The sequence below is a fragment of the Hydrogenovibrio sp. JE_KL2 genome (genome assembly GCF_009296185.1).
Lineage (GTDB): Bacteria > Pseudomonadota > Gammaproteobacteria > Thiomicrospirales > Thiomicrospiraceae > Hydrogenovibrio.
Window position 1 is genome coordinate 119,111 of sequence record NZ_WBJR01000001.1, and the last position, 22,477, is coordinate 141,587.

Sequence of the window (22,477 nt, forward strand, 5' to 3'; positions counted from 1 at the left end):
TAAAGTCTATTGCGTTGTAAAACTCTCCGAAGCATTCGCTTCGGAGATGGGAGTTAAATTTATTTCATTGCGTTGGTTAGGCTACCGTCAAAGTAAGCGTCAACATCTTGATGTTTGTCATACACTTTGTTGGCGACGTTGAAGTCATCCGAAACTTTTGAAGAGCCGTAGATTGAATCCAAACCTGGACCTTTTTTGAAAGCTGCTTTCGCTTCGTCCAAAGTCAGAATTTTGGTTCCTTCTAAGAAAGTGGCATATTCTTTAGGGTCAATATTCACGCGTGAAGCCATGATTTTGACCGCATCGTCATGTGTTTTTGGATCTTTGATGTAAGCAACGGTTTTGTACCAAACTTTCAAAACCTTTTCCCAGTCTTTTTTACGGGTAGCAAGGCTTTCAGGGTTTACGGAAAGACCATCGTAAATCAAGCCAGGGTCGTTGGCAGATGTATAGAAAGCTTTTGAACCAGGAACGCCTTTAAGTGCTAGCCCAGAGCTAGGTTGCCATGCGCCGACAGCAGAGACTTCACCTGAGGCAAGAACTTGAGGTGTTTCATTAGTAGGTACGTTAACCAGTGTGACGTCTGACTCTTTCATGCCTGCAGATTCAAGTGCTTTCAATACGAGAAGGTGATCTACAAATCCAACTTCAACCCCAATTTTCTTGCCTTTAAGTTGCTTCATTGATGTGATGCCTGGTTGACCGATAATCATATCGTTACCATTGGAATAGTCATTGATGATAATCATCGTACTCGGCGCACCTGTTGAACCCGTCACTAGCGCATCACCGTTAGTCATGCCAACCGCATCCAATTTACCGGCAGCGTATGCATCCATGGAGGCGACATAATCAAACCATTCGAAATCTACATCAACGCCGGCTTCTTTAAACCAGCCTTTTTGAATCGGAATTTCCCAAGCAACCCAGCCAGGCCAATCGCTATAACCGATTTTTAATGGTTCTGCCGCGTTTGCTTGCCAACTCATGGCACTTAAAGTTAACCCAGCAACAAAGCCAAGTGTTTTGGACAGCATTTTGGATTTCATTACACAATCTCCCAAGTTATTATGATTTACCAAAAAGGTAATAATTTTTAAGCATAAGATATACCATTAAAAATAAGTTATTGAAATTTAATATTAAATTTTGTTTTTGGTTAAAAATTTATTCCTTTTTTATATTGAGATGCATTATATGGGTGCAATAAATGAGCAGTTTTGGTGTGTTTTGTGTATCAAGGGTTGGGTGTTTGGTTTTTTTTAAAGATTTTTAATTTGAGAAACTATGTTTAAAGAAGGGGGAGAACTCTGTATAATAAGCGCTTCACAAAATGGTGACTCTGTTCGTCCCCTCGCGATGATAGGTTGGGAACCCCGCCAGGTCCGGAAGGAAGCAACGGTACCTTCTGATTCATGCGCCGAGGATCGGCGGATAGGGTCGCCACCCTTTATTACTTCCAATTTCCCACTTCACGATTAATTTTTTTATTCGTTTTTTGCATTGAAAATTGTTCAACTAAGTTTTTTCTATTGTGATTCGAGACAGGTTAAAATAGTTTCAATTTTGAAGCTAAAGTATTTGTATTCGTGAGCTATACCGTTCTAGCCCGTAAGTGGCGTCCGAAAAACTTTTCCGAATTGGTCGGTCAACAGCATGTTATGCAAGCGCTTTCCAATGCCTTGGATCAGCAGCGACTTCATCATGCCTATCTGTTTACCGGTACACGAGGTGTCGGTAAGACCACTATTGCCCGAATTTTCGCCAAGGCGTTGAATTGTGAACAAGGGATTACCTCCACGCCTTGTGGGCAATGTCCGACTTGTCGTTCCATTGATGAAGGCCGATTTGTTGATTTGATTGAGGTGGATGCGGCCTCCAAAACCAAAGTGGAAGACACGCGCGAGTTACTGGAAAATGTTCAATATGCGCCGGTACAGGGACGTTTCAAAGTTTATTTGATAGACGAAGTGCACATGCTTTCCAAAAGCAGTTTCAATGCGTTATTGAAAACATTGGAAGAGCCGCCAGAACACGTCAAATTCCTACTGGCAACGACAGATCCCCATAAGTTACCTATTACCGTTTTATCACGTTGCTTGCAGTTCAATCTGATGCGATTGACGCCTTCGCAAATTCAGAATCATCTGGCATACATTCTTCAACAGGAACAGGTACCTTTTGAAGAATCTGCTTTAAGCATGATTGCAAAAAGTGCAGATGGTTCGGCTCGGGATTCTTTGAGTATTTTGGATCAAGCGATTGCCTATGGTGGCGGACAGGTGATGTTTGAACCTGTGCAAGCCATGTTGGGATTGGTTGATCAGCAGTTTGTGCTGAAGATTTTGACGGCATTATTGAACCAGTCACCTGATGAAGTTAAGGCCGTTATGGTTGAGCTGTCTCGTATGGGGGTTGATTATGAAGCCCTTAATCATCAACTGATTGAAGTATTCCATCAACTGTCATTGATACAAGTTTTGGGTGGGTTGAATGATTTAGCGCTGGTAGATGAGGCATTTCTGCATCAGGTAGCGCAAACGCTGTCACCGGAAAAAGTGCAGATGCTATACCAGGTGGCGTTGTTGGCTCAACAGGATATGCGTTTGGCACCGGATGTCAGGATCGGCTTTGAAATGGCTTTGCTACGTATGCTGGCGTTTGAACCACAAACTTCTTCAGGGCAGACTTCATCATCTGTTCAATCAAATGGCGCCAAGGTTGAAGTGCCTGTCACCGTGCAACCGTCAGCCTCAGCTCAACCGCAATCTGTGGTGGCGGAAGCGCCAATTATGCCCCAGGTGCAAAGTCCTGAACCGCTTCAGTCTGAGCCTGCTTCTATTGCTGCCGCCGTTCAAGTTGCTGAACCACAAGCTCCAGCGTCAGCGCCAGTTGGTGCCGCAGAGCAAGACGATAAAGATGTTCAGCATCTTATGAGTCTGAAGGAGAAAATTAGCCAATCACTGGGAAAGCTCCGAACTAAACCCTCTGCTCAAGAGGTTGAAACAACGCCAAACACTGAAGTCAATTTGTCTGAGCCTGTTGCACCGGTCGAAACCGAGGATAGCGCTATTTCAACCGGTTTTGTAGCGCCTGCCTCTTCTGAAAACACCGGGACTCAATTACAGCCTGAAACTATGCAGCCTGCCAAGGTGGTGCCATCTGTGCAAGCGGCAGAATCTTTCAGTTCGGAATCCTTTATACCAGAGAAAATGCCGGAAGTGCCGATGGAAGCATACAATGATGACTTCTCGCGAATGGATATGGATGCGAATGTGGATGAAGTTGGTGTTGATTTGAGTGTGGTGAATTCACCGCACTCACCAATAAATGAAGTGGTCGAGTCCCATGAAGTTCTGCCTACGGCATCTCCTGTTCCAGAGTCGGTGAGCACTGCATCGGAGCACCAGGAAAAACAACTTGAAACAACGCCGGACAGTTTCGCTGACTTTGAGGGGAATGGTGTTGAAGACTGGGTGAGATTGGTGCAGGCAATGAACTTGGATGGCTGGGCCGGCGAGTTGGTGAATCAGTCTATGATGGTGTCCCATGACCAACAGGCTTTGGTGTTGAGCGTTGACCCTCAACATGCCAGTGCTAAATCGGAGTTGGCGTTAAGCAAGCTTGAAGAGGTTGTGCGCGAGAAATTGGGATGCGCGCTGGCATTTGTCGAGGCGGAAGGTGAGCACCTAACCCCAGCGAAATACTGGCAGCACCAAAAAGCATTGCAACAACAGGATGCAGTGCAATCGATATATCAAGACCCAAATGTACAAGGGTTTATGGAAATTCTGAATATGCGGGTGATTGATTCATCAATACAATCACTTGGCGACGGACGTTGACATAAACGTTGAAGTAACAACATAGAAAGACAAGGAGAGACCATGTTTGGTGGAAAAGGCGGACTAGGTAATTTGATGAAGCAAGCGCAAGAAATGCAAAAAAACATGCAAGCGGCGCAGGATGAAATTGCCAAAATGGAAGTCACTGGTGAAGCCGGTGGCGGAATGGTCAAGGTGGTAATGACCGGGCGCCATGAGTTGGTAAAAGTCGAGTTGGACGATAGCCTGATGGATGACAAAGAAATGTTGGAAGACTTGTTTGCGGCCGCAGTGAACAGTGCTGCGCGTAAAGTGGAAGAAACCTCTCAGGAAAAAATGGGTGGGTTGACGGCTGGCTTGAACATGCCTCCTGGTATGAAGATGCCATTCTAACCCCAACCTGGTAGATTTTTATGCAAAGTCCTTTGTTGACGGAGTTGGTCAACGCCCTGAAAATTTTACCGAGCGTCGGTCCCAAATCTGCGCAACGCATGGCGTATTATTTGTTGGAACGCAATCGTCAGGGCGCTCAAAAGCTGGCAGACGTCTTGCAGGAATCCATTGAGAAAATCGGTCACTGCGAACGCTGTCGTGACTTGACGGAAGATCCGATTTGTCACTTATGCAGCTCACCTTCTCGAAATGCAAATGAACTTTGCGTGGTTGAGTCTCCATCCGATGTGTTGGCGATAGAGCAGTCTGGAATTTATCGTGGCTTATATTTTGTGCTGATGGGGCATTTGTCTCCCATTGATGGCATTGGGCCAGAAGAAATTGGATTGTCCCAACTCGAGCAACGTTTGAAGGAAGAAGTGGTGGTGGAGTTGATTTTAGCAACCAATCCTACTGCCGAAGGCGAGGCCACGGCGCACTATATTCAACAAATGGCGCAACCGCTTGGTATTAAAGTGACTCGCCTTGCACAAGGCATTCCGCTAGGCGGAGAGCTTGAGTATATTGACAGCGGAACCTTAGGTCAGGCATTTGCCGGACGAAAATGACGTGGTTATGCTTTGGTAAGCACGAACAAAAAAGCCCTCAAAAGAGGGCTTTTTTGTATCTAAACAGATCTGTTTTTTTGAATTATTTTTTTCTTGCCATCAAAAATTCTAGCAAGGCTTTTTGTGCGTGAAGTCGATTTTCGGCTTCATCCCATACAACAGTGCCGGGTGCATCTATGACTTCTGCAGTCACTTCCTCACCTCTGTGTGCAGGTAGGCAGTGCATGAAAAGAGCATCCTTATTCGCACGTTGCATCAGTGCGCTGTTGACTTGGAAGTCTTTGAACGCTTTTTCGCGTTTTTTCTGTTCTTCTTCCTGCCCCATGCTTGCCCAAACGTCTGTTACGACCAAGTCGACGTTCTCTGCGGCTTCCATTGGGTCGCGGAAGATTTCTACACGATCGGCATGAGCCAGAACCAATTCTGCATTAGGGTCGTAGCCCTCAGGTGCAGCAATACGTAGTTTGAAATTATATTGAGCGGCAGCGTTGATGTAGGAATGACACATGTTGTTGCCATCACCAACCCACAGCACAGTTTTGCCTTTAATGGCACCTCGGTGCTCGTAGTAGGTTTGCATGTCAGCCAAAAGTTGGCAAGGATGGAAATCATCTGTTAATGCATTGATTACTGGAACAGAAGAGTGTTCTGCAAAGGTTTCAACGATGTCATGTCCGAAAGTACGGATCATAATGCCATCCGCCATGCTGGAAATGACTTTTGCGCTGTCTTCAATCGGTTCGCCACGACCAAGTTGCGTTGCTTCTGGCGACATGAATAGGGCGTGTCCACCAAGTTGGGTCATGCCGATTTCGAATGAGAGGCGCGTACGCGTCGAAGATTTTTCGAAAATCATCGCCAGCGTTTGGTTTTTTAAAGGTTCGTAGATTTCACCGGCTTTTTGCATGGCTTTCAGTTCGGTTGCGCGAACCAAAAGCGATTGCAGCTCGTCCGTGGTGAAGTCTTTTAATGTTAAAAAATGTCTCATAATCTTAATCGGTTAGTTTAATTTTTATTGGGCCTGGTGGTTTTTTACCAAATCGACCACTTTTTCAATCATTTCATCAATTTGTTGGTTCTGGATCACAAAAGGCGGTAGCAGACGAATGGTGTCGCCATGCGTTACATTGATGAGTAGGTTTTGTTCTAAAGCCTGTTGTACCAAATTACCGCATGGGCGGTTGAGTTGAATACCAATCATGAAGCCTTTGCCGCGAACGTTGACAACGTGAGCAACATCTTTCAGCGCTTCTTTAAAGCGTTCGACAATCATTTTTCCTTTGGAGTCCACATGTTCGATAAAGTTGTGCGTTTCCATGATGTGCAGGGTGGCAAGTCCTGTCGCACAGGCAAGCGGGTTGCCTCCGAAAGTGGTGCCGTGGTTACCAGGTACCAGTACTTCGGCAGCTTTACCTTTCGCTAAACAAGCACCAATCGGCACGCCGTTTCCGAGTGCTTTGGCAAGGGTCATGACATCTGGAACAATGCCATCGTGCTGGTGGGCAAACCATTTTCCGGTTCTACCGATACCAGTTTGAATTTCATCTAGCATCAATAGCCAATCGTTTTGTTCGCAAAGTGTTTTTAAAGCTTTCAGATAACCGTCTTTTGGAACGTGCACACCGCCTTCGCCTTGAACCGGTTCCACCAGAATCGCGACAATATCAGGATCATTGCTAAGGGCTTTAACAGCATCAATATTGTCATAAGGTACACGGACGAATCCTTCCACAAGTGGGTAAAAGCCGTCTTGAACCTTTTCGTTTCCGGTTGCAGAAAGGGTAGCAAGGGTTCTGCCATGGAAACTGTTTTCCATAACAATCACCTTTGCGCGATCAATGCCTTTTTGGTGCCCGAACTTACGGGCGATTTTTAATGCCGCTTCGTTGGCTTCCGCACCTGAGTTGCTGAAGAAAACACGATCCATGTTGGATAGGGTAATCAGCTTTTCTGCTAGCTGCATCTGCTTTTCAACTTGATACAGATTGGAGGTGTGAATCAATTGGCTGGCTTGATTGCAAATGGCTTCGGCAATCGCAGGGTGTGCGTGCCCAAGGCTACACACGGCAATACCGCTAACGGCATCAAGGTATTCTTTGTTATGGTTGTCTTTGAGCACGGCACCTGAGCCGGACACAAACATAACAGGTAGTCGAGCGTAGGTGTTCATAATCGGTTCAGAAGGCGTTGTCATACTCGGTTTCAATGTCTCTTTAATTTTTTAAGGTACGTTTGAATTGCTTTGTTTTGTTGCTGTGCCATAAAACAAAAAAGCAATCGCAAGACGGGCTTGGGATTGCTTTCTTCATGAAAGTGGCATTTTTTGATTAGGAATCAAAGTAATGATTTTAGCGATAAAAAAATGAATTTCAAGCAAAAACGCGGTTATTTAGTTGTTATTTAGTCAGTGATTTGTCATCTTTTCATTTTATAAAACGCGACGATTGGGATAAAATGATACGTTTAAGATAATAATTAAATCATAATTAACGAAGGATATTGCAATGCGTACAATGAGTGACCGTGATGGCCTGATTTGGTTTGATGGTGAAATGGTGGACTGGCGTGAAGCCAAGACTCATGTGTTAACCCACACATTACACTACGGAATGGGTGTTTTTGAGGGGGTGCGTGCGTATGAAGCAGAGCAAGGAACTTCTATTTTCCGCCTAGAGGCGCATACAGACCGTTTGTTCAACTCGGCAAAAATTATGAACATGCCGATGCCTTTTTCAAAAGAAGAGATCAACGAAGCGCAACGTGCAGCGGTTCGCGAAAACGACTTAAAATCTGCCTACATTCGCCCGATGGTTTTTTACGGATCAGAAGGAATGGGTTTGCGTGCAGATAACCTGAAAACGCACATTATTGTTGCCGCATGGGAATGGGGCGCTTATATGGGTGAGGAGAACTTACAGCGCGGTATTAAAATCGCGACTTCTTCTTTCACGCGTCACCATGTTAACGTCACTATGACCAAAGCGAAATCAAACGGTGCCTACATGAACTCAATGTTGGCGTTGCAAGAAGCCATTAGCCACGGTTGTGATGAGGCGTTGTTGTTGGATACAGAAGGTTATGTATCAGAAGGTTCTGGTGAGAACTTCTTTATGGTGAAAGACGGTGTGCTTTACACGCCTGAGTTGACAGCTGCTTTGGATGGTATTACTCGTAAATCGATCATTCAAATGGCGAAAGAAGAAGGGTTTGAAGTTCGCGAAAAACGTATTACTCGTGATGAAGTTTATATCGCTGACGAAGCTTTCTTTACGGGTACTGCGGCTGAAGTTACGCCGATTCGTGAGTTGGATAACCGTCAAATCGGTTCAGGTTCTAGAGGGCCGGTAACTGAGTTGCTACAAACGAAATATTTTGATGTTGTGCATGGCCGTTCAGCCAAGCATATGGATTGGTTGACGCCAGTCGCTTAAGATTTACGTTTTAAGAGAGAAGATATGTCGAATCAAACTGTTGTAAAAATCACCTATGACGATGTTCCTTTAACTTGTCCGATGAAAGGGCAGGAGCAATGGAACTCTCACCCGAAAGTGATGTTGCCGATTGAAGAAACTGGTAAATCAAAATGCCCGTATTGCGGGACCGAGTATGTGCTGGAAGGCTGGGATCCAAGTCATAGTTCTCATTAATGGTATGCCCCCAACCTGGTAGATTTTGCTGGGTATGAGTGAAAAAAAAGCCCCGAAGTTGGAAACAATTTCGGGGCTTTTTTATTGGGTTAATGATTGTTCATTTAAACAGAGTAATCTTTTGGTGTGATCACCAAGTTAGGGTGGTTCGGTTCGATACCATGTATCAGGTGTTTTTCAAACTCGTTCAAACGTTTCACTACAGAGATGAATTTGGTGATGTCGGTCCATCGGTCAATTAAGTATGAGAAGCTGTCATTGACTTTTCCAAAGGCATTCCCTGTTTGAGTGACAATCCCCAGTGAAATCACGCCGGTAAAGAGTGACGGTGCCATTAGAAGGTAAGGCAGGATAATCATCACTTGGCTATAAAGTGTACTCCAGAGTGTGAAGTAGGAGTAGTGGTTGAACATACGGAAATAGTTGGTTCTGAGTCCGGTGAAGAGTTCTGTCAAAGAAGGAATGTTGGCGAAGGCCTTGTCATCTTCAGAATAGACAAGCTGTTTCCGGTAGGCAGCTTCAACGCGCTGGTTGTTATATTCCAAACCGGGAAGCTTAATGCCCACGAAGTAGGAAATCAGTATTCCACCAATGGAGGTGATTAGAGCAATCCATACCAGTGACCCTTCTATGTGGTCTAAGTAAGGTAGGGTGACTTTACTGGAGAGTGTCCAAAGGATTGGAATGAAGGCGATTAACGTTAGGGTCGCTCGAAACATACCAAGCCCTAAACTTTCTAAGCTTTTTGCAAAGTCATAAGTGTCTTGCTGAATACGCTGTGAAGCCCCCTCTATGGTATGAGGTGAGTTTTCCCAGTGAGGCAGGTAGTGAAAGGTAATTGCTTGACGCCAGCGGAAAGAAAAATGCTGTGCAAAATAAAAGGCGAACATAGCAATGAAAATATAAGGGATGGCGATGTAGGTGAACTCAATCATGCTGTGCCAAAAAGCTTGTATGTCATTGGCTTTTTGCAGGATGTCGTAAAATTTTCCATACCAGGAGTTTAGTAATACAGTGAGGTAGACTTGAAGCCAAGTCACCGCAATTAATAGGAAGATTCCTCCCCACGCCCACAAAGCCCATTCTTTTCGCCAGAAAAAACTTTTTAACATTGATTGTCCTTGTCTATTTTTGCTTTGTCGCCCAGTTTAGTGGATATTTCAGTGCGGCAGAAGCTTTGTTGCTGTATTTTCATAATGCATTCAGCGTTTTTAAAACTTTGCTTGAATTTCAGGTATAAAAAAACCCGCGCGAAGCGGGTTTTTTAGCAGTCGAATATCGATTAACTTGAATAGTACATGTCGAATTCGATTGGGTGAGTTGTTGCACGGAAGCGAGTAACTTCTTCCATTTTCAATGCGATGTAAGAATCGATTGCTGCATCAGTGAATACCCCACCTGCTTTCAGGAAGTCGCGGTCTTTATCCAACTCAGCCAAAGCTTCGTCTAGAGACGCACAAACTGTTTTGTAAGTTGCTTCTTCTTCTGGAGGAAGATCATATAGATCTTTCTCAGCTGGTTCGCCTGGGTCAATCTTGTTAAGAATACCGTCTAGACCAGCCATCATAGAAGCTGCGAACGCCAAGTATGGGTTTGCAGTAGGATCTGGGAAACGTAGCTCAACACGACGTGAACGCTCAGAAGGTGCGTATGGGATACGGATAGAAGCAGAACGGTTTTTACCAGAGTAAGCCAATAGGATTGGCGCTTCGAAACCAGGAACCAAACGCTTGTAAGAGTTTGTACCAGGGTTAGTGAAAGCGTTCAATGCGCGAGCATGCTTCATCAAACCACCAATGTACCAGATCGCTTCTTGAGAAAGACCTGAGTAAACGTCACCAGCAAAGATGTTTTTACCATCTTTAGACAAAGACATGTTGATGTGCATACCAGAACCGTTATCACCAACGATTGGTTTAGGCATAAAAGTCGCTGTTTTACCCAAAGCTTGGCAAGTATTGTGTACTGCGTATTTCAAAATTTGAACTTCATCAGCTTTTGCTGTCAAAGTGTTACCAGCAACTGCTAGCTCACATTGACCACCGTTTGCTACTTCATGGTGGTGAGCTTCAAGCTTAAGACCCATGGCTTCAGCCATTGCGCAGATGTCAGCACGGACTTCGTGAAGTTGGTCAACTGGAGGAACTGGGAAGTAACCACCTTTAACTTTAGGACGGTGACCCATGTTACCGCCTTCATAAACTTTTTCTGTGTTCCAAGCGGCTTCGTTACCATCGATTTTAACGAAACTACCTGACATGTCCGCACCCCAGCGAACATCGTCGAAAATAAAGAATTCTGGTTCTGGGCCAAAGAACGCAGCATCAGCAACGCCAGTTGATTTAAGGTAAGCTTCCGCTTTTTTAGCGATACCACGAGGATCTTTTTCGTAAGATTCCATGGTTGCAGGTTCAACGATCATACAACGGATGATAAGTGTTGGATCGTTAGTGAACGGATCAATGAAGAAACCGTCTGTTTGCGGCATCAATAGCATGTCAGAATCGTTAATGCCTTTCCACCCCTGGATGGAAGAACCGTCAAATGTTTCACCATCGGCAAAAAAGTCTTCGTCAACTTTCGATGCTGGAATCGTAACGTGTTGCTCTTTACCATGGGTGTCAGTGAATCGAAGATCAACCCACTTAACGTCGTTGTCTTTCATTAGATCAAAGATTTCTTGTGACATGCTGTGTCCTTATCGTTGTGTTAAGAGCGCAAAAACAGCGCTGTTTTTATAGATTTAAACAGGCAAGATGATAGCTTGAACCGTGCCAAAATTCCAATTATTTTTTTGAATAACATAACTGTATGAAATGTAAGAAAAAAGATCTTTTTGGATGATATGGGCTGATAATGAAAATAGCTTATTTTGCATCAAAATAGTGCAAATGTTTTTCTTTTTTGGGGCGTAATAAAACTGTCAAGTTTACCCTGAAAGTTTAACCTACTTGTCATTTCCGTAAGCTATATTTCTTGGCATAACTCATTGGTTAAGAGTTTCGCATTTTTTCTTACATTTTGTGCGAGTGGATTTCAAGTGAATGTGTTGATTCACATTTTAGAAATCATTGCTTTTTTGCTACCGAATCAAGTCAATTCGGACAGGAATCTATTTAGAGCAAAGAAGTTTTATTTGAAAAATACGGAACCTAAGTTTACATTACTTCGATAAGACCTGCTTTGTGCATAAAGAAAAAGCTATATGTGCACTACATAGCCTGTCAGAACAGGATGTAAAGCCAGGGTGCTAATTCAAGTTTTGGAGTAGGTGCAAATTTCAAGCGATATTGCTTTTGTTTGCGGATGTTCTGGATAGGCAGGCAGGTTTTAGAATTTTAAGAGGAAAGGTAGATGGACAAAAGAGAATTTACATCACACATTTCAGGCGAGTTGAATCGCAACCTAGAAGATTTGTTTAACCATATCTTAGAAATGGGTGGTTTGGTCGAGAGCCAGTTTGAAGGGGCGATGATGGCTTTGACCGAAAGCAATGTTAATCGTGCACAAGAAGTTATTTTGTTGGACAGAGCAGTCAATAATGCAGAAATGGTGATTGATAAGCTTTGTGCAAAAGTCTTGGCAAGACAGCATCCTACAGCGTCGGACTTAAGGCTGATTATTGCAACGATTCGCATCGCGATTGATTTGGAACGTATCGGTGATGAAATCGTTAAAATTGCCAAAATGGTGCTGACATTTGCAAATGAGCAGGTTGATAATTGCGCAGTGTTGCCGGGCTATATGCCGTTGATTGATATATCTAACCGCTCTATCAATATGTTGCATGATGCGCTGGACGGTTTTGCGCGCGTTACAACTGAAGCTTCTATGAGGTTGGTTCAAGAAGAAGAAAGCGTCGATAAAATCTACAAAGATGCGTACAAAGATGTTATTGAAGGATTCAAAACATCACCTGAACACGCGGCGTGCCTTGCAGAAATTCTAATTACGCTTCGTGCTGTAGAGCGTATTTCTGATCATGCACGTAACATCGGTGAAAGTATTATTTACTTGATTAAAGGTAAAGACGTGAGAGAATTGGATAAAGCAAGCCTATTTGCCTTTATCAATTCATTTGATCACGAGGGTTAAGACAAGATGTCAGATCGCCATACGGTGTTGGTTGTTGAGGATGAAGCCGCAATCCGAGATATGCTGAACTTCACTTTATCAGCAGCCGATTTTAGCGTTATAGAAGCGCCGAATGCCGAACAAGGTTGGAACTTACTTTTAGAACACAAGCCTGATTGCATTATTCTAGACTGGATGCTTCCTGGTACATCAGGTGTTTCTTTAGCGCAAAGAATTCGTCAGCATGATCAAGTCGGTCATACTCCGATATTGATGTTGACGGCAAAAGGTGAAGAAAACGATCAAGTAAAAGGCTTTGAAGCCGGGGCGGATGACTACGTCGTTAAGCCTTTTTCGCCGCGTGCGTTGGTGGCAAGATGTCATGCATTGCTTAGACGTCATATGCCCGATAAGCATTCTTCCGAAATTATTAAAGCAGGCACACTTCAGTTGGATTTAAGCAGTTATCGCTTCACGGTTGATGGTGAAGAGGTGAAGCTTGGTCCTACTGAATTTAAGTTGATGCACTTTTTTATGACACATTCGAATCGTGTCTATACTCGTTCCCAATTATTGGATCATGTCTGGGGTGAAAGCATTATCGTTGAAGAAAGAACGGTGGATGTTCACATTAGACGCCTTAGAAAAATCTTAGAGCCTGTTGGTGCTGCTAACGTTATCCAAACCGTTAGGGGTGCAGGTTATCGTTTTTCTACCGAATAATCGCAAGTAGGTTTATCGCATTGACCGAAAGTGTATCAAGAGAACTCACCTGGACAATTGCAACCCTTTGGGGGGCGCTTTTCATTGGCTGGCTGATTGAAGATTATGAGATTGCCGTTGCAGGTTATCTGGTTTTTTATCTAGCACGTCATTTCTACAGTCTAAGAAAGTTTGAACTCTGGATAAAAGGGAGCTCAAAAGTGCCTTATCCACCGGGGTCCGGTTTTTGGTCTGAAATCGGTTATCTGGTTTCGCGAAAACAGCGTTCGCTGGAAAAGTTGGCAGAGTTGCAGGCAAATAAATATCAGCAATTGCAAGCGGCGTCAATGTCGATTCCCGACGCCATTATCTCCATTGATCCCAATGGTAAAATCGAGTGGTTTAATGCAGCTGCAAAGCGCTTATTGCATCTAAGACATTCGGATGTTACCCGCTCTTTGGAGCCTTTGGTCAGAGTTCCTGAGTTTATCACTTATCTTAAAAAAGAGGATTACTCCAAGCCGCTTATTTTGCCTTCATTTAAGGGGGTGAAGCGTGTACTGAGTGTATCGGTTTTCGAGTATTACCAGCATCACCGATTGATTGTTATTAAAGACATTCATGAGTTATACAATCTTGCGCAGATTCGTAAAGATTTTATTGCTAATGCCTCGCACGAATTAAGAACGCCTTTGACTGTATTTAACGGCTATCTTGAAATGATGATTGATATGCCAACGCAGGATGTGACTTGGCAGAAGCCTTTAGAACAGATGCACAAGCAATCCTTGAGAATGCAATCTATTATCAATGACCTATTGACCTTGTCGGCAATGGAGTCTGAGACGTTGACTCAAGACAAGCAGGTAGTGGATGTGCCTTCCATTTTGGGAGGCTTGCAGCAAAATGCAGGGCTTATCAGTGCTGACAAGCACCAGTTTACTTTTGAAGTTGAAGCGGATTTGAAAATAGTCGGTTATCTGATGCCATTAACCAGTGTGTTCACAAATCTCATCTCCAATGCTGTGCGTTATACGCCTGAAAACGGTCGCATAACGGTTCGTTGGTATCAAACACCAAAAGGCATTTTCTTTGAGGTAGAGGATACGGGTATCGGTATTGCTCCAGAGCACATTCCTAGAGTCACTGAACGTTTCTATCGTGTCGATACGGCAAGATCCAGAGATACCGGTGGTACGGGTCTTGGTCTGGCAATTGTGAAGCATATTCTTGAAAGACATCAGGCGGTGCTTACGATTCAAAGCCAGATTCGTGTGGGCTCAAAGTTTATCTGTCGTTTTCCATTGGATTTGAAAGTGGACGAGAAAGCGGAGGAAGTTTAACTTCCTCTTGCTTCAAGACTACGGTAGCATGATGCCGCGGATCGTAAAATAAATAAGTGCTGCAAGGAATGCAGAAGCAGGTACGGTAATCAGCCAAGCAGCAACGATTCTCAAGAATGCTGAGCGCTTAACCAATTCTTTTTGATAAACCTTATTCAGTGACTTACGTTCTTTTTTAGTAAGCTCCACAGATGCTCTATGTTGCTTAAGCTCTGCTAGCATATGTTTCTTCTGAATCAAGCTGGCACTCGAAAATTGTTTAATAAATTGATCGACATCCGTTTGACCTAAGCTTTGATAGTGCTCGCGAATTTTTTGGATGGTTTTTGCATGATTGCGCTTCAGGTATTCTCGTAAGAAACCAACGCCGAAAATTCCACCCACAGCAATATGTGTCGAGCTTACGGGTAAGCCCAGTTGAGAAGCAACAATGACGGTGATGGCTGCCGACATCGCAATGGAGAAGGCTCTCATTTGATCCAGGTCAGTAATTTCTTCGCCAACTGTTTTAATCAGTTTAGGGCCAAAGAGTGCTAACCCTAAGCTGATACCCAATGCGCCGATTAACATAATCCAAAGAGGGATACTGGCGGTGGATGCAACACCGTCATGGGCGATAGCGTCATTAATCGCGGCAAGTGGGCCAACTGCATTCGCGACGTCGTTAGCCCCATGGGCAAAACTCAAAAGTGCAGCGGCAAAAATAAGTGGGATGGTGAAAAGGGTGTTGACACTGGCCTTTTCATTTTTCATGGTGTGGGCCTGTTTTTTCATGACCTGTCTTAGTACCAGATAAACCAAAACCGCAATACCAAAGCCAATTAGTGCGGCGATAGAAAAGTCAGTTTTCCAGATCTTTTTGAAACCTTTTAGAATGATGTATGTCGAAAAAGCCCAAGCCATAATGGCGATAAGCAAAGGGAGCATTTTTCTAGCAGCCGCAACCATATCTTCCTGATAGGTAATACTGCGTTTTATCCAAAGTAGGAAGCCTGCGGCAATGACACCTCCAATGACAGGAGAGATGACCCAACTCGCGACGATGGACCCCATTCTATCCCAGTTAGCGATATCCCAGCCTGCGGCAGCAACGCCGGCGCCTAAAACGCCACCAACGATGGAGTGTGTGGTAGAAACCGGGGCACCAAGTGCCGTAGCAACATTGAGCCAGATAGCACCCGACAACAAAGCTGCCATCATCAGCCAAACAAAGGTATGCCCGTCTTTGATTAATGCTGGGTCAATAATGCCGCTTTTAATCGTGTTGACGACATCGCCACCGGCAATTAATGCTCCGGCAGACTCGCAGATAGCGGCGATGATAATGGCGCCTGTTAAGGTGACGGCCTTTGAACCCACTGCAGGTCCGACGTTGTTGGCAACATCGTTAGCACCGATATTCATGGCCATGTAGCCACCAATCATTGCACCGACGACCAGCTCAATGTTGAAGCTACCCGAACCTATGTGTAGGTTGGCGGAAAAAATCATGATGAAGATGATAAAAAGAAGTGCTGTTCCGAGGCGAAACATTTCTCGGCGACTTTTTAATGTTGCGTCTTCGATTTCATTTATGTTTTGGAATTCCATGATACGACTTGGTTATGAATACTTGGTGTGCAAATTGTAATCAATTAAAGGTGGTTTATGACAAAAATGTGACAAAAAATATTTGTTGCAGGCATTTTGTTCAGTTGCAGAAGGTCTGTCATCAAAATGTCATTCAAGCTTAACATTCTGTTTGGGTTTCTAAGCCAAAATATTTGTTTTGGATTTTTATTTCGGAGAGTTAAGTGTGAAGCAAATTGTTATGTTTACAATTGGGGTATTAAGTTCTTTGGCTTCAACGCAAGCGATATCGCAAACAACTCAATTAACTTCTGTCGACAAGTATAAGGTTTATTGCAACCTTACGAAATAATGGCATGGCCTTATTGTGAAATAAGGCCGAAATCGTCTTAGATTAATTCTATTTCAATATCACTAATCGGAATGACGCTACAAGTAAGAATGTGGGCTTCGTCCGTTTCATAAACGGTATCTTGAATATTCTCGACTTTGCCGGATAGTAATCTTACTTCACAGGCTCCGCAGTTTCCGCCGCGGCAGCTATAAGGCATATCAAACCCTGCTTCATCTAAACACTCCAATAATGTAAATTGATCTTCAAATTCACATTCTCCCTGACCGACTACGGTGATTTTGTGCATGGTGTTTCCCTATTGTTTATTTCAATTCAATCAAAGTTATTCTAACAGATTACGCTAAAACGATAAGTTAGGTTTGTGAAAGCTCATTAGGTCTATAAAAACAAGAAAGGAGCCTGTTTAGCTCCTTTTCAGATTGGCTTGGGTTACCAAACCAATAGCTTATAGCCGTGCTCTTGAAGAGCCATAAGCGCAGCTGCACCAACCTGTGCGTATTCAGCAAAAGGTCGAATATCTTTATCTGTCCAACCAATGGTTTTCATCGTGTTGCCACAAGCAATCCAGCGCACGTGGTAGTCTTTTGCAAGACTTTTGACGCGAGCGTAGATTTCTGGTGGCACTTTACGCTGTGGATGTTTGGCTAAAACATGAATACCGGGTCCGATGGCGACGACAGCAATGGCAACATTGTCTCCAAATTCAGTAATCATGGCTTGGATAGAGTTTAGGATATGTGTCTGATAATCCGGATCGGATTTGTTCCACATATAAACCGCTTTATGCTCCGGCGGATCGCCAGGGAAACGATCGCTAGGAGGGGTTTGAAGCTCAGGAAAAACCTTTAGGGTATGGTTGGCTGGATTGGTCATTTCTGCGTAGCCAGATAGAGGAATCATTAGCAGCAGAACCAAAGAAAACAGATTGAATCTGAAAAATCGAGTGCTGGCGATGTGTTTCATATCAAGTCCTTTATGAGGTTTGATGAAAAATTTCAAGTGTATTGCTTTAAGTTTAAACGCTATTATATAGCGAATTATTCCAAATTATGATTGAGAAAAAAATGAGTTTACAGAGTGTTATAGAGACAAAAATAGAAAGTGCGTTTCAAGTTAATTATTTAAATATGGAAAATGAGAGCCATATGCACTCGGGCCCAGTAACAGAATCTCACTTTAAAATGACATTGGTAGCGGATGAGTTTGAAGGCTTGTCGAAAGTGAAACGGCATCAAGCTGTATATAAGGTTTTAGCGGAAGAAATGCCAAAGTTTCATGCACTAGCATTGCACACGTTTTCACCGAAAGAGTGGTTGGAATCACCACAGGTTGCAGACTCACCGCTTTGTCGAGGCGGTGGAAAATAAATTACTCTTCTTGTTCGTAGTTAGGATCGGTTTCAGGATGTTTTAGTCGCCAAATATAAATGAACTTTTCGCGGTCCAGCTTGTTTTGCAAAAGTTTCATTGCGGCGACGTACTGCTCAATATAGACGAAGTTTTTTCTACGGACGGTTTGCCATAAATGACGATATTTTGTAGGCAAAAAGTCGTTGAAGTGTGGCAGTAGGCCATATTCGCCTTCAAAGGCTTCAATACGTTTCATAGCTTCTATGCGTGCTAGGCTTTTAAACTTTCGCTCGTATTGATCTAGCATTTGTCCAATAATGAATATGAAAGTTGCGCCGATGATAAAGCTGGCAATGAAGTAACCTGTTAAAAAAGTACCAAGTAGGGTAACGATCACCAAAAATAAGGCACTGACAGGCATTGTCATGACAAAAAGCCAAGCTTGGTTGCCTTTTGCTTCTTCCATCAATTGTTTCAAGTCCAAATCGCCTAGATCAACATTGTGCAGGCGTTCAAGCATTTCTTCTGCAGTTGGCTTTAAAGGAAAGACTTCATCTTCAATTTGGGCTGTTTCGTCTAGTTGCTCTGCCATGAGTAATTCGCTGGTTATTTACGATAATTTTCCGCGCAGCATACGGTATGTCGCTTGTCAGTTTCCAGACAATAAGCGGTGAGTTCTCCACCCCATAGACAACCGGTATCTGTTGAATGTATTTCATAAGCATCGATTGCGCCAAGTGTCGACCAGTGCCCGAAAAAAATCTGCTTGTCGAGGTTTTTACGTTCATCAATGGTAAACCAAGGCTGATATTTCGCTTTGCGAGTCTTGTCTGACGGTGCCATCTTGCTTTTGAAATCCAGTTTACCGTTTTTATCGCAATAGCGCATTCTTACCAGTGCATTTAAAATATATCGGATACGATCCCAGCCTTTCAGCTTGTCGCTCCACTCATTCGGTTCGCTGCCGAATAGGTGGTGCCTTAGGCTTTGCTTCCAATCATCTGCCTGAATGACGGCTTCCACTTCTTTTGCATAGCCTTTTGCTTGCTCGATAGTCCATTGAGGGGGGATGCCTGCATGCACCATTACTACAGGATGGGTTGGGTGTTCTACCATCAGAGGCTGATGTCTCAACCAGCTGACAAGTTCGTCGACATCATCCGCTTTCAGAATGGGTTGTAGGGTATCGGTCTTGGCGCGATATTTGTCCAATCCAGCATAGGCGGCAAGCAGGTGAAAGTCATGATTACCCAGTACCATTTTTCCTGAGTCGCCAAGTTCTTTGACAAACCTTAAGCATTCCAGTGATTTTGGGCCTCGATTAACGATATCGCCGGCAAACCATAGCTCATCGTTACCGGAATCGTATTCGATTTTGTCCAGTAAGCGCATTAGATCATCATAACAGCCTTGTAGGTCTCCTATAACGTAGGTTGCCATGCTTTATAAAGTCTCCCGATAAAAATTTGCCAGTTTTACAAACCCTTCAATGTCGACGCTCTCCGCTCTGTCTGAAGGAGTAATGCCACACGCTTCGATTTGCTCTGCCGTTAACCAACCTTTCAAATTGTTGCGTAGCGTTTTACGCTTCTGTGAGAAAGCTTGTTTCACCAGCTCCGCAAAGGTTTTGTCGTCTGTCGCCTGAAAAGGTTTTGAACGGTAGGGGATTAGCCTAACGATGGCTGAATCCACTTTGGGAGGTGGGGTGAAATTTTCTGGACCAACGGTGAATAAATATTCCGCCTGACAAGCATATTGCATCATTACGCTGAGTCGCCCGTAGGTTTTGACGCCAGGGCTCGCTGTCATGCGTTCAACCACTTCTTTCTGCAACATGAAATGCATGTCTTCAATTAAAGACGAGTATTCCAATAAATGGAACAGAAGTGGACTGGAAATATTATAGGGAAGGTTGCCGACAATTCTCAATGCCGCCGTTGGGTTTTCTTCATTTTCAACCAGAGTTGCGTAATCAAAGGTCAAGGCATCATGGTGGTGGAGATTGAATGCATTCCTATCGCCGAATCGCTTGGTCAGCGGACCAATAAGATCATTGTCAATTTCGATAATGTCCAGTTTTCTCACGACTTGAAGCAATGGCTCTGTCAATGCAGCTTCACCTGGGCCGATTTCCACCAAATGTTGTTCAGGTTGAGGACGGATTGCCGCGACAATCTGGTCGATAATTTTAGGGTTGTTTAGAAAGTTCTGGCCGAAACGTTTCTTGTGCTGATGGCCTGAAGATTTGGTGTGCTTTTCTCTCATGGCTTTCCTGTCATCTCAAGCGCAACCTGAATCGCGTATTGAAAGCTGTTGATGTCTGCTTTCCCTGTGCCGGCGATACCTAAAGCGGTTCCGTGGTCAACTGAAGTGCGCACAAAGGGTAGCCCCAGCGTCACATTTACGGCTTTGCCAAAGCCAAGCGTTTTCAAAACAGGTAATCCTTGATCATGATACATGGCAAGAAAAGCATCGGCAGCTTCGAGGTTGCTCGGGCTGAAAATGGTATCAGCAGGCAAGCTGCCGATTAAATCCATGCCTTCCTGGTGAAGCTTTTTGATAACAGGGTTAATCACGGTAATTTCTTCAGTGCCAAGGTGTCCATCTTCTCCAGCATGCGGGTTTAGGCCCATGATGAAAATTTTAGGCTGCTCAATCCCAAACTGGTTTTTCAAAGCGTTATGCAGGATGCGGATAACACTTTCCAACAGTTCCGGCGTAATGGCGTCAGGTACTTCGCGTAGCGGCAGGTGTGTCGTCACCAAAGGCACGCGCAGTTGTGGTGTGGCAAGCATCATGACCACTTGTTCTGTATTGGATGCTTCTGCCAGAAGTTCAGTATGACCGGTAAATTTCAAGCCAGCTTCATTGATAATACCTTTGTGGATAGGGCCTGTGACCATGGCGTCAAAGTCATGGCTCATGCAGCCCTGAATCGCGGTGCCCAGCATTTGCAAAACATAGTCGGCGTTCTTGACATTGAGCTGTCCAGCCACAGAGGGTTCTGCCAATGGAATATCGATGAGTCTGACCCAACCTGGCAGATTTTTACTGGCAGGTTGGTTGAAGTCGAAGTGCTCAATATTGATGGGCAGCCCGATTTGTTTGGCTCTGTCTTCCAATAAAGTTTTGTTGCCGATGACAACGCATTCGACATTTTGATCGAAGTTTAAGCCGGACTGCACTAGTTGAACGATTTGTTCGGGACCAATGCCAGCAGGTTCTCCTGAGGTGATGACAATGCGTTTGAAGTCAGACATTAATTGATGTCCGCCTTCTCATTATCAAGATCATTTTGTTTGCCGAGATTGATGTCGATAATAGCGTCATCTTTCAAACGGCGCAGCCAGATTTCATAAGCTTCGTTGGCTTTTTTCAATCGCAGTGTTTCCATTGCCTGTTTGCGTTTGTTGGCGGCATTCAAGTCTTGTTGGCGTTTGTCATCAAGGTACAAAATAATCCACCCCTGTTCGGTGGCAAACGGAATTGCAGCATGTTTTGGTTTTACGCCGGCAATGGCTTTGGCATATTGCAATGGCATTTGCTGGATGGTTTGCCAGCCCAAATTACCATGAGCATTCACGGAAGCAGGAATGTCTGAGTACTGCTTATTCAACTTCTTGAAGTCTTCAAGGGATTTGATGTTATTTGCCAGTTCAACCAACGCTTTTGGTGGTGCAGCTTGTTTTTGTGCATTGTCGGATAGCAAGATAAAGCGGTACAAGTGATATTGCTCTATCAGTTTGCTTCCTTTGTCTCGTTTTCCAAGCAGTTTGATGATGTGATATCCGATTGGGCTTCTGATAATGCCGCTTAATTGCCCCACCTTAAGTGATTCTACAATGCTGGTAAAGAAGGTCGGAATCTGATCTGTGGTCAGCCATCCCAAGTCACCACCGTTCAATGCTTTGGTGCCTTCCGAGTAGCGAACGGCTACCTGGCTAAAGTCTTCACCGTCTTCAAGTTTTTTTAGAATGGTTTCGGCTTTCTTTTTGGCATCATCACGCTGTGCCGGGGTAGCGGAATCCGGCAGATTCACCATGATATGGCCGATGTGGTACTCGTAATTATTCTGTATCAAACTCTGACGTTGAAGATAGTTGTTGATTTCGTCTTCAGTGACTTGTGTTTGGTCCAGTACCTCAACTTGTCTAAGCTTTTGGAATAGCATCTGTTGACGGATGCGTTCACGAAAATGCTGGAATCCGTCAGGCTCAGACAGGTTCAGGCGATCTCTCAGTTCTAAAACCGTTAGATTGTTGCGCTTGGCGATGTCTTCAACTTGTGCCAGTACTTCTTCGTCTTGAACCTGTATGCCGCGAGATTTGATTCGTTGCATTTGCAGTTTGTCCATGATCATCTTATCCAGCACTTTGCGTTTCAGTTGATCTAAGTCGGCAATATGGACATTACGGGCAGCAAGATCCTTTTCGGTTTCGGCAACTTGACGATCCAGTTCACTTTTCAGAATGATATCGTCGTTGACCGTGGCTACGATACGGTCAAGCAATTGTCCCTTTTCCGGCTCAGCAAATGAGGAAATGGGGAGGAGTGCGGTTGATGCCAAGACTAAGACAAGCAGAGAATGTCGCCAAGTGTTTGATAGTGTCATA

22 protein-coding genes and 1 other RNA gene are annotated in these 22,477 nt (G+C 44.1%); 10 read left to right on the plus strand and 13 right to left on the minus strand.

What is annotated here, in order from left to right; translation table 11 throughout:
- Positions 1-59 precede the first annotated feature (59 nt).
- Positions 60-1,049: an ABC transporter substrate-binding protein gene (locus tag F8R13_RS00520; RefSeq protein WP_253806281.1), complete on the minus strand. Its 990-nt coding sequence runs from the start codon at positions 1,047-1,049 to the stop codon at positions 60-62.
- Positions 1,050-1,343: 294 nt separating this feature from the next.
- On the opposite strand from F8R13_RS00520, the gene ffs reads away from it, so the two are divergent.
- The 4 genes from ffs (at position 1,344) to recR (ending at position 4,825) form a co-directional block, all read left to right on the plus strand.
- Positions 1,344-1,440, plus strand: an RNA gene (gene ffs, locus F8R13_RS00525) — signal recognition particle sRNA small type.
- A gap of 149 nt (positions 1,441-1,589) precedes the next feature.
- Positions 1,590-3,845, plus strand: coding sequence for a DNA polymerase III subunit gamma/tau (gene dnaX / locus F8R13_RS00530; protein WP_152831246.1), 2,256 nt, complete (start codon positions 1,590-1,592; stop codon positions 3,843-3,845).
- 42 nt (positions 3,846-3,887) lie between these two features.
- Positions 3,888-4,217 (plus strand): YbaB/EbfC family nucleoid-associated protein, encoded by a 330-nt coding sequence (locus F8R13_RS00535; protein WP_152831248.1) that lies wholly within the window; start codon positions 3,888-3,890, stop codon positions 4,215-4,217.
- Positions 4,218-4,237: 20 nt separating this feature from the next.
- Positions 4,238-4,825 (plus strand): recombination mediator RecR, encoded by a 588-nt coding sequence (gene recR / locus F8R13_RS00540; RefSeq protein WP_152831250.1) that lies wholly within the window; start codon positions 4,238-4,240, stop codon positions 4,823-4,825.
- An 82-nt stretch (positions 4,826-4,907) separates the two neighbouring features.
- Here the strand turns inward: recR and argF are convergent, their stop codons facing one another.
- Complete coding sequence (argF, locus tag F8R13_RS00545; protein WP_152831252.1) at positions 4,908-5,813, minus strand: ornithine carbamoyltransferase; 906 nt, start codon at positions 5,811-5,813, stop codon at positions 4,908-4,910.
- Positions 5,814-5,837: 24 nt separating this feature from the next.
- Positions 5,838-7,019: an acetylornithine transaminase gene (locus F8R13_RS00550; protein ID WP_253806282.1), complete on the minus strand. Its 1,182-nt coding sequence runs from the start codon at positions 7,017-7,019 to the stop codon at positions 5,838-5,840.
- Positions 7,020-7,329: 310 nt separating this feature from the next.
- Between F8R13_RS00550 and F8R13_RS00555 the strand changes: the two genes are divergently transcribed.
- Both F8R13_RS00555 and F8R13_RS00560 read left to right on the plus strand, forming a co-directional pair.
- Entirely contained in the window at positions 7,330-8,256 is a 927-nt protein-coding gene (locus F8R13_RS00555; protein ID WP_152831254.1) for a branched-chain amino acid transaminase, read from the plus strand.
- A 24-nt stretch (positions 8,257-8,280) separates the two neighbouring features.
- Positions 8,281-8,472, plus strand: a complete 192-nt coding sequence (locus F8R13_RS00560) for a zinc-finger domain-containing protein (RefSeq protein ID WP_152831256.1) — start codon at positions 8,281-8,283, stop codon at positions 8,470-8,472.
- Positions 8,473-8,576: 104 nt separating this feature from the next.
- On the opposite strand, the gene F8R13_RS00565 is transcribed toward F8R13_RS00560, so the two are convergent.
- Together F8R13_RS00565 and glnA are read right to left on the minus strand one after the other, a co-directional pair.
- Positions 8,577-9,584, minus strand: a complete 1,008-nt coding sequence (locus F8R13_RS00565) for a putative transporter (RefSeq protein ID WP_152831258.1) — start codon at positions 9,582-9,584, stop codon at positions 8,577-8,579.
- Between the two features lie 170 nt (positions 9,585-9,754).
- The gene (gene glnA, locus F8R13_RS00570) at positions 9,755-11,161 is read right to left on the minus strand and encodes a type I glutamate--ammonia ligase (RefSeq protein ID WP_152831259.1); all 1,407 of its coding nucleotides are present in this window, start codon (positions 11,159-11,161) and stop codon (positions 9,755-9,757) included.
- A gap of 665 nt (positions 11,162-11,826) precedes the next feature.
- On the opposite strand from glnA, the gene phoU reads away from it, so the two are divergent.
- Genes phoU through phoR form a run of 3 tightly spaced genes read left to right on the plus strand, consistent with a single transcriptional unit; the run spans position 11,827 to position 14,591 of the window.
- Positions 11,827-12,567 (plus strand): phosphate signaling complex protein PhoU, encoded by a 741-nt coding sequence (gene phoU, locus F8R13_RS00575; protein WP_152831260.1) that lies wholly within the window; start codon positions 11,827-11,829, stop codon positions 12,565-12,567.
- 6 nt (positions 12,568-12,573) lie between these two features.
- Positions 12,574-13,269, plus strand: a complete 696-nt coding sequence (gene phoB, locus F8R13_RS00580; RefSeq protein WP_152831261.1) for a phosphate regulon transcriptional regulator PhoB — start codon at positions 12,574-12,576, stop codon at positions 13,267-13,269.
- Between the two features lie 20 nt (positions 13,270-13,289).
- Positions 13,290-14,591: a phosphate regulon sensor histidine kinase PhoR gene (gene phoR / locus F8R13_RS00585; RefSeq protein ID WP_152831262.1), complete on the plus strand. Its 1,302-nt coding sequence runs from the start codon at positions 13,290-13,292 to the stop codon at positions 14,589-14,591.
- An 18-nt stretch (positions 14,592-14,609) separates the two neighbouring features.
- Here the strand turns inward: phoR and F8R13_RS00590 are convergent, their stop codons facing one another.
- From F8R13_RS00590 to F8R13_RS00600, 3 genes are all read right to left on the minus strand, one after another.
- Positions 14,610-16,181, minus strand: a complete 1,572-nt coding sequence (locus F8R13_RS00590; RefSeq protein ID WP_152831264.1) for an inorganic phosphate transporter — start codon at positions 16,179-16,181, stop codon at positions 14,610-14,612.
- 368 nt (positions 16,182-16,549) lie between these two features.
- On the minus strand, positions 16,550-16,801 hold the full coding sequence (locus F8R13_RS00595) for a 2Fe-2S iron-sulfur cluster-binding protein (RefSeq protein WP_152831266.1): 252 nt from the start codon (positions 16,799-16,801) through the stop codon (positions 16,550-16,552).
- A gap of 143 nt (positions 16,802-16,944) precedes the next feature.
- Positions 16,945-17,478 carry a DsrE family protein gene (locus F8R13_RS00600; protein ID WP_253806283.1) on the minus strand — a complete coding sequence of 178 codons (534 nt, stop codon included), beginning with the start codon at positions 17,476-17,478 and terminating at the stop codon, positions 16,945-16,947.
- A gap of 101 nt (positions 17,479-17,579) precedes the next feature.
- On the opposite strand from F8R13_RS00600, the gene F8R13_RS00605 reads away from it, so the two are divergent.
- Positions 17,580-17,882, plus strand: coding sequence for a BolA family transcriptional regulator (locus F8R13_RS00605; RefSeq protein WP_152832060.1), 303 nt, complete (start codon positions 17,580-17,582; stop codon positions 17,880-17,882).
- A gap of 1 nt (position 17,883) precedes the next feature.
- On the opposite strand, the gene F8R13_RS00610 is transcribed toward F8R13_RS00605, so the two are convergent.
- From F8R13_RS00610 to F8R13_RS00630, 5 genes are read right to left on the minus strand one after another with little or no spacing between them, the layout of a single operon-like run.
- Complete coding sequence (locus F8R13_RS00610; RefSeq protein WP_152831268.1) at positions 17,884-18,456, minus strand: hypothetical protein; 573 nt, start codon at positions 18,454-18,456, stop codon at positions 17,884-17,886.
- Positions 18,457-18,470: 14 nt separating this feature from the next.
- A complete protein-coding gene (locus tag F8R13_RS00615; protein ID WP_152831270.1) occupies positions 18,471-19,304 on the minus strand; it encodes a symmetrical bis(5'-nucleosyl)-tetraphosphatase in 834 nt (277 codons plus the stop codon).
- Positions 19,305-19,307: 3 nt separating this feature from the next.
- Positions 19,308-20,129, minus strand: coding sequence for a 16S rRNA (adenine(1518)-N(6)/adenine(1519)-N(6))-dimethyltransferase RsmA (gene rsmA, locus F8R13_RS00620; RefSeq protein ID WP_152831272.1), 822 nt, complete (start codon positions 20,127-20,129; stop codon positions 19,308-19,310).
- Complete coding sequence (pdxA, locus tag F8R13_RS00625) at positions 20,126-21,124, minus strand: 4-hydroxythreonine-4-phosphate dehydrogenase PdxA (RefSeq protein WP_152831274.1); 999 nt, start codon at positions 21,122-21,124, stop codon at positions 20,126-20,128. Before pdxA ends, rsmA begins: the two co-directional genes overlap by 4 nt.
- Entirely contained in the window at positions 21,124-22,476 is a 1,353-nt protein-coding gene (locus F8R13_RS00630; RefSeq protein ID WP_152831276.1) for a peptidylprolyl isomerase, read from the minus strand. Before F8R13_RS00630 ends, pdxA begins: the two co-directional genes overlap by 1 nt.
- Position 22,477 lies beyond the last annotated feature (1 nt).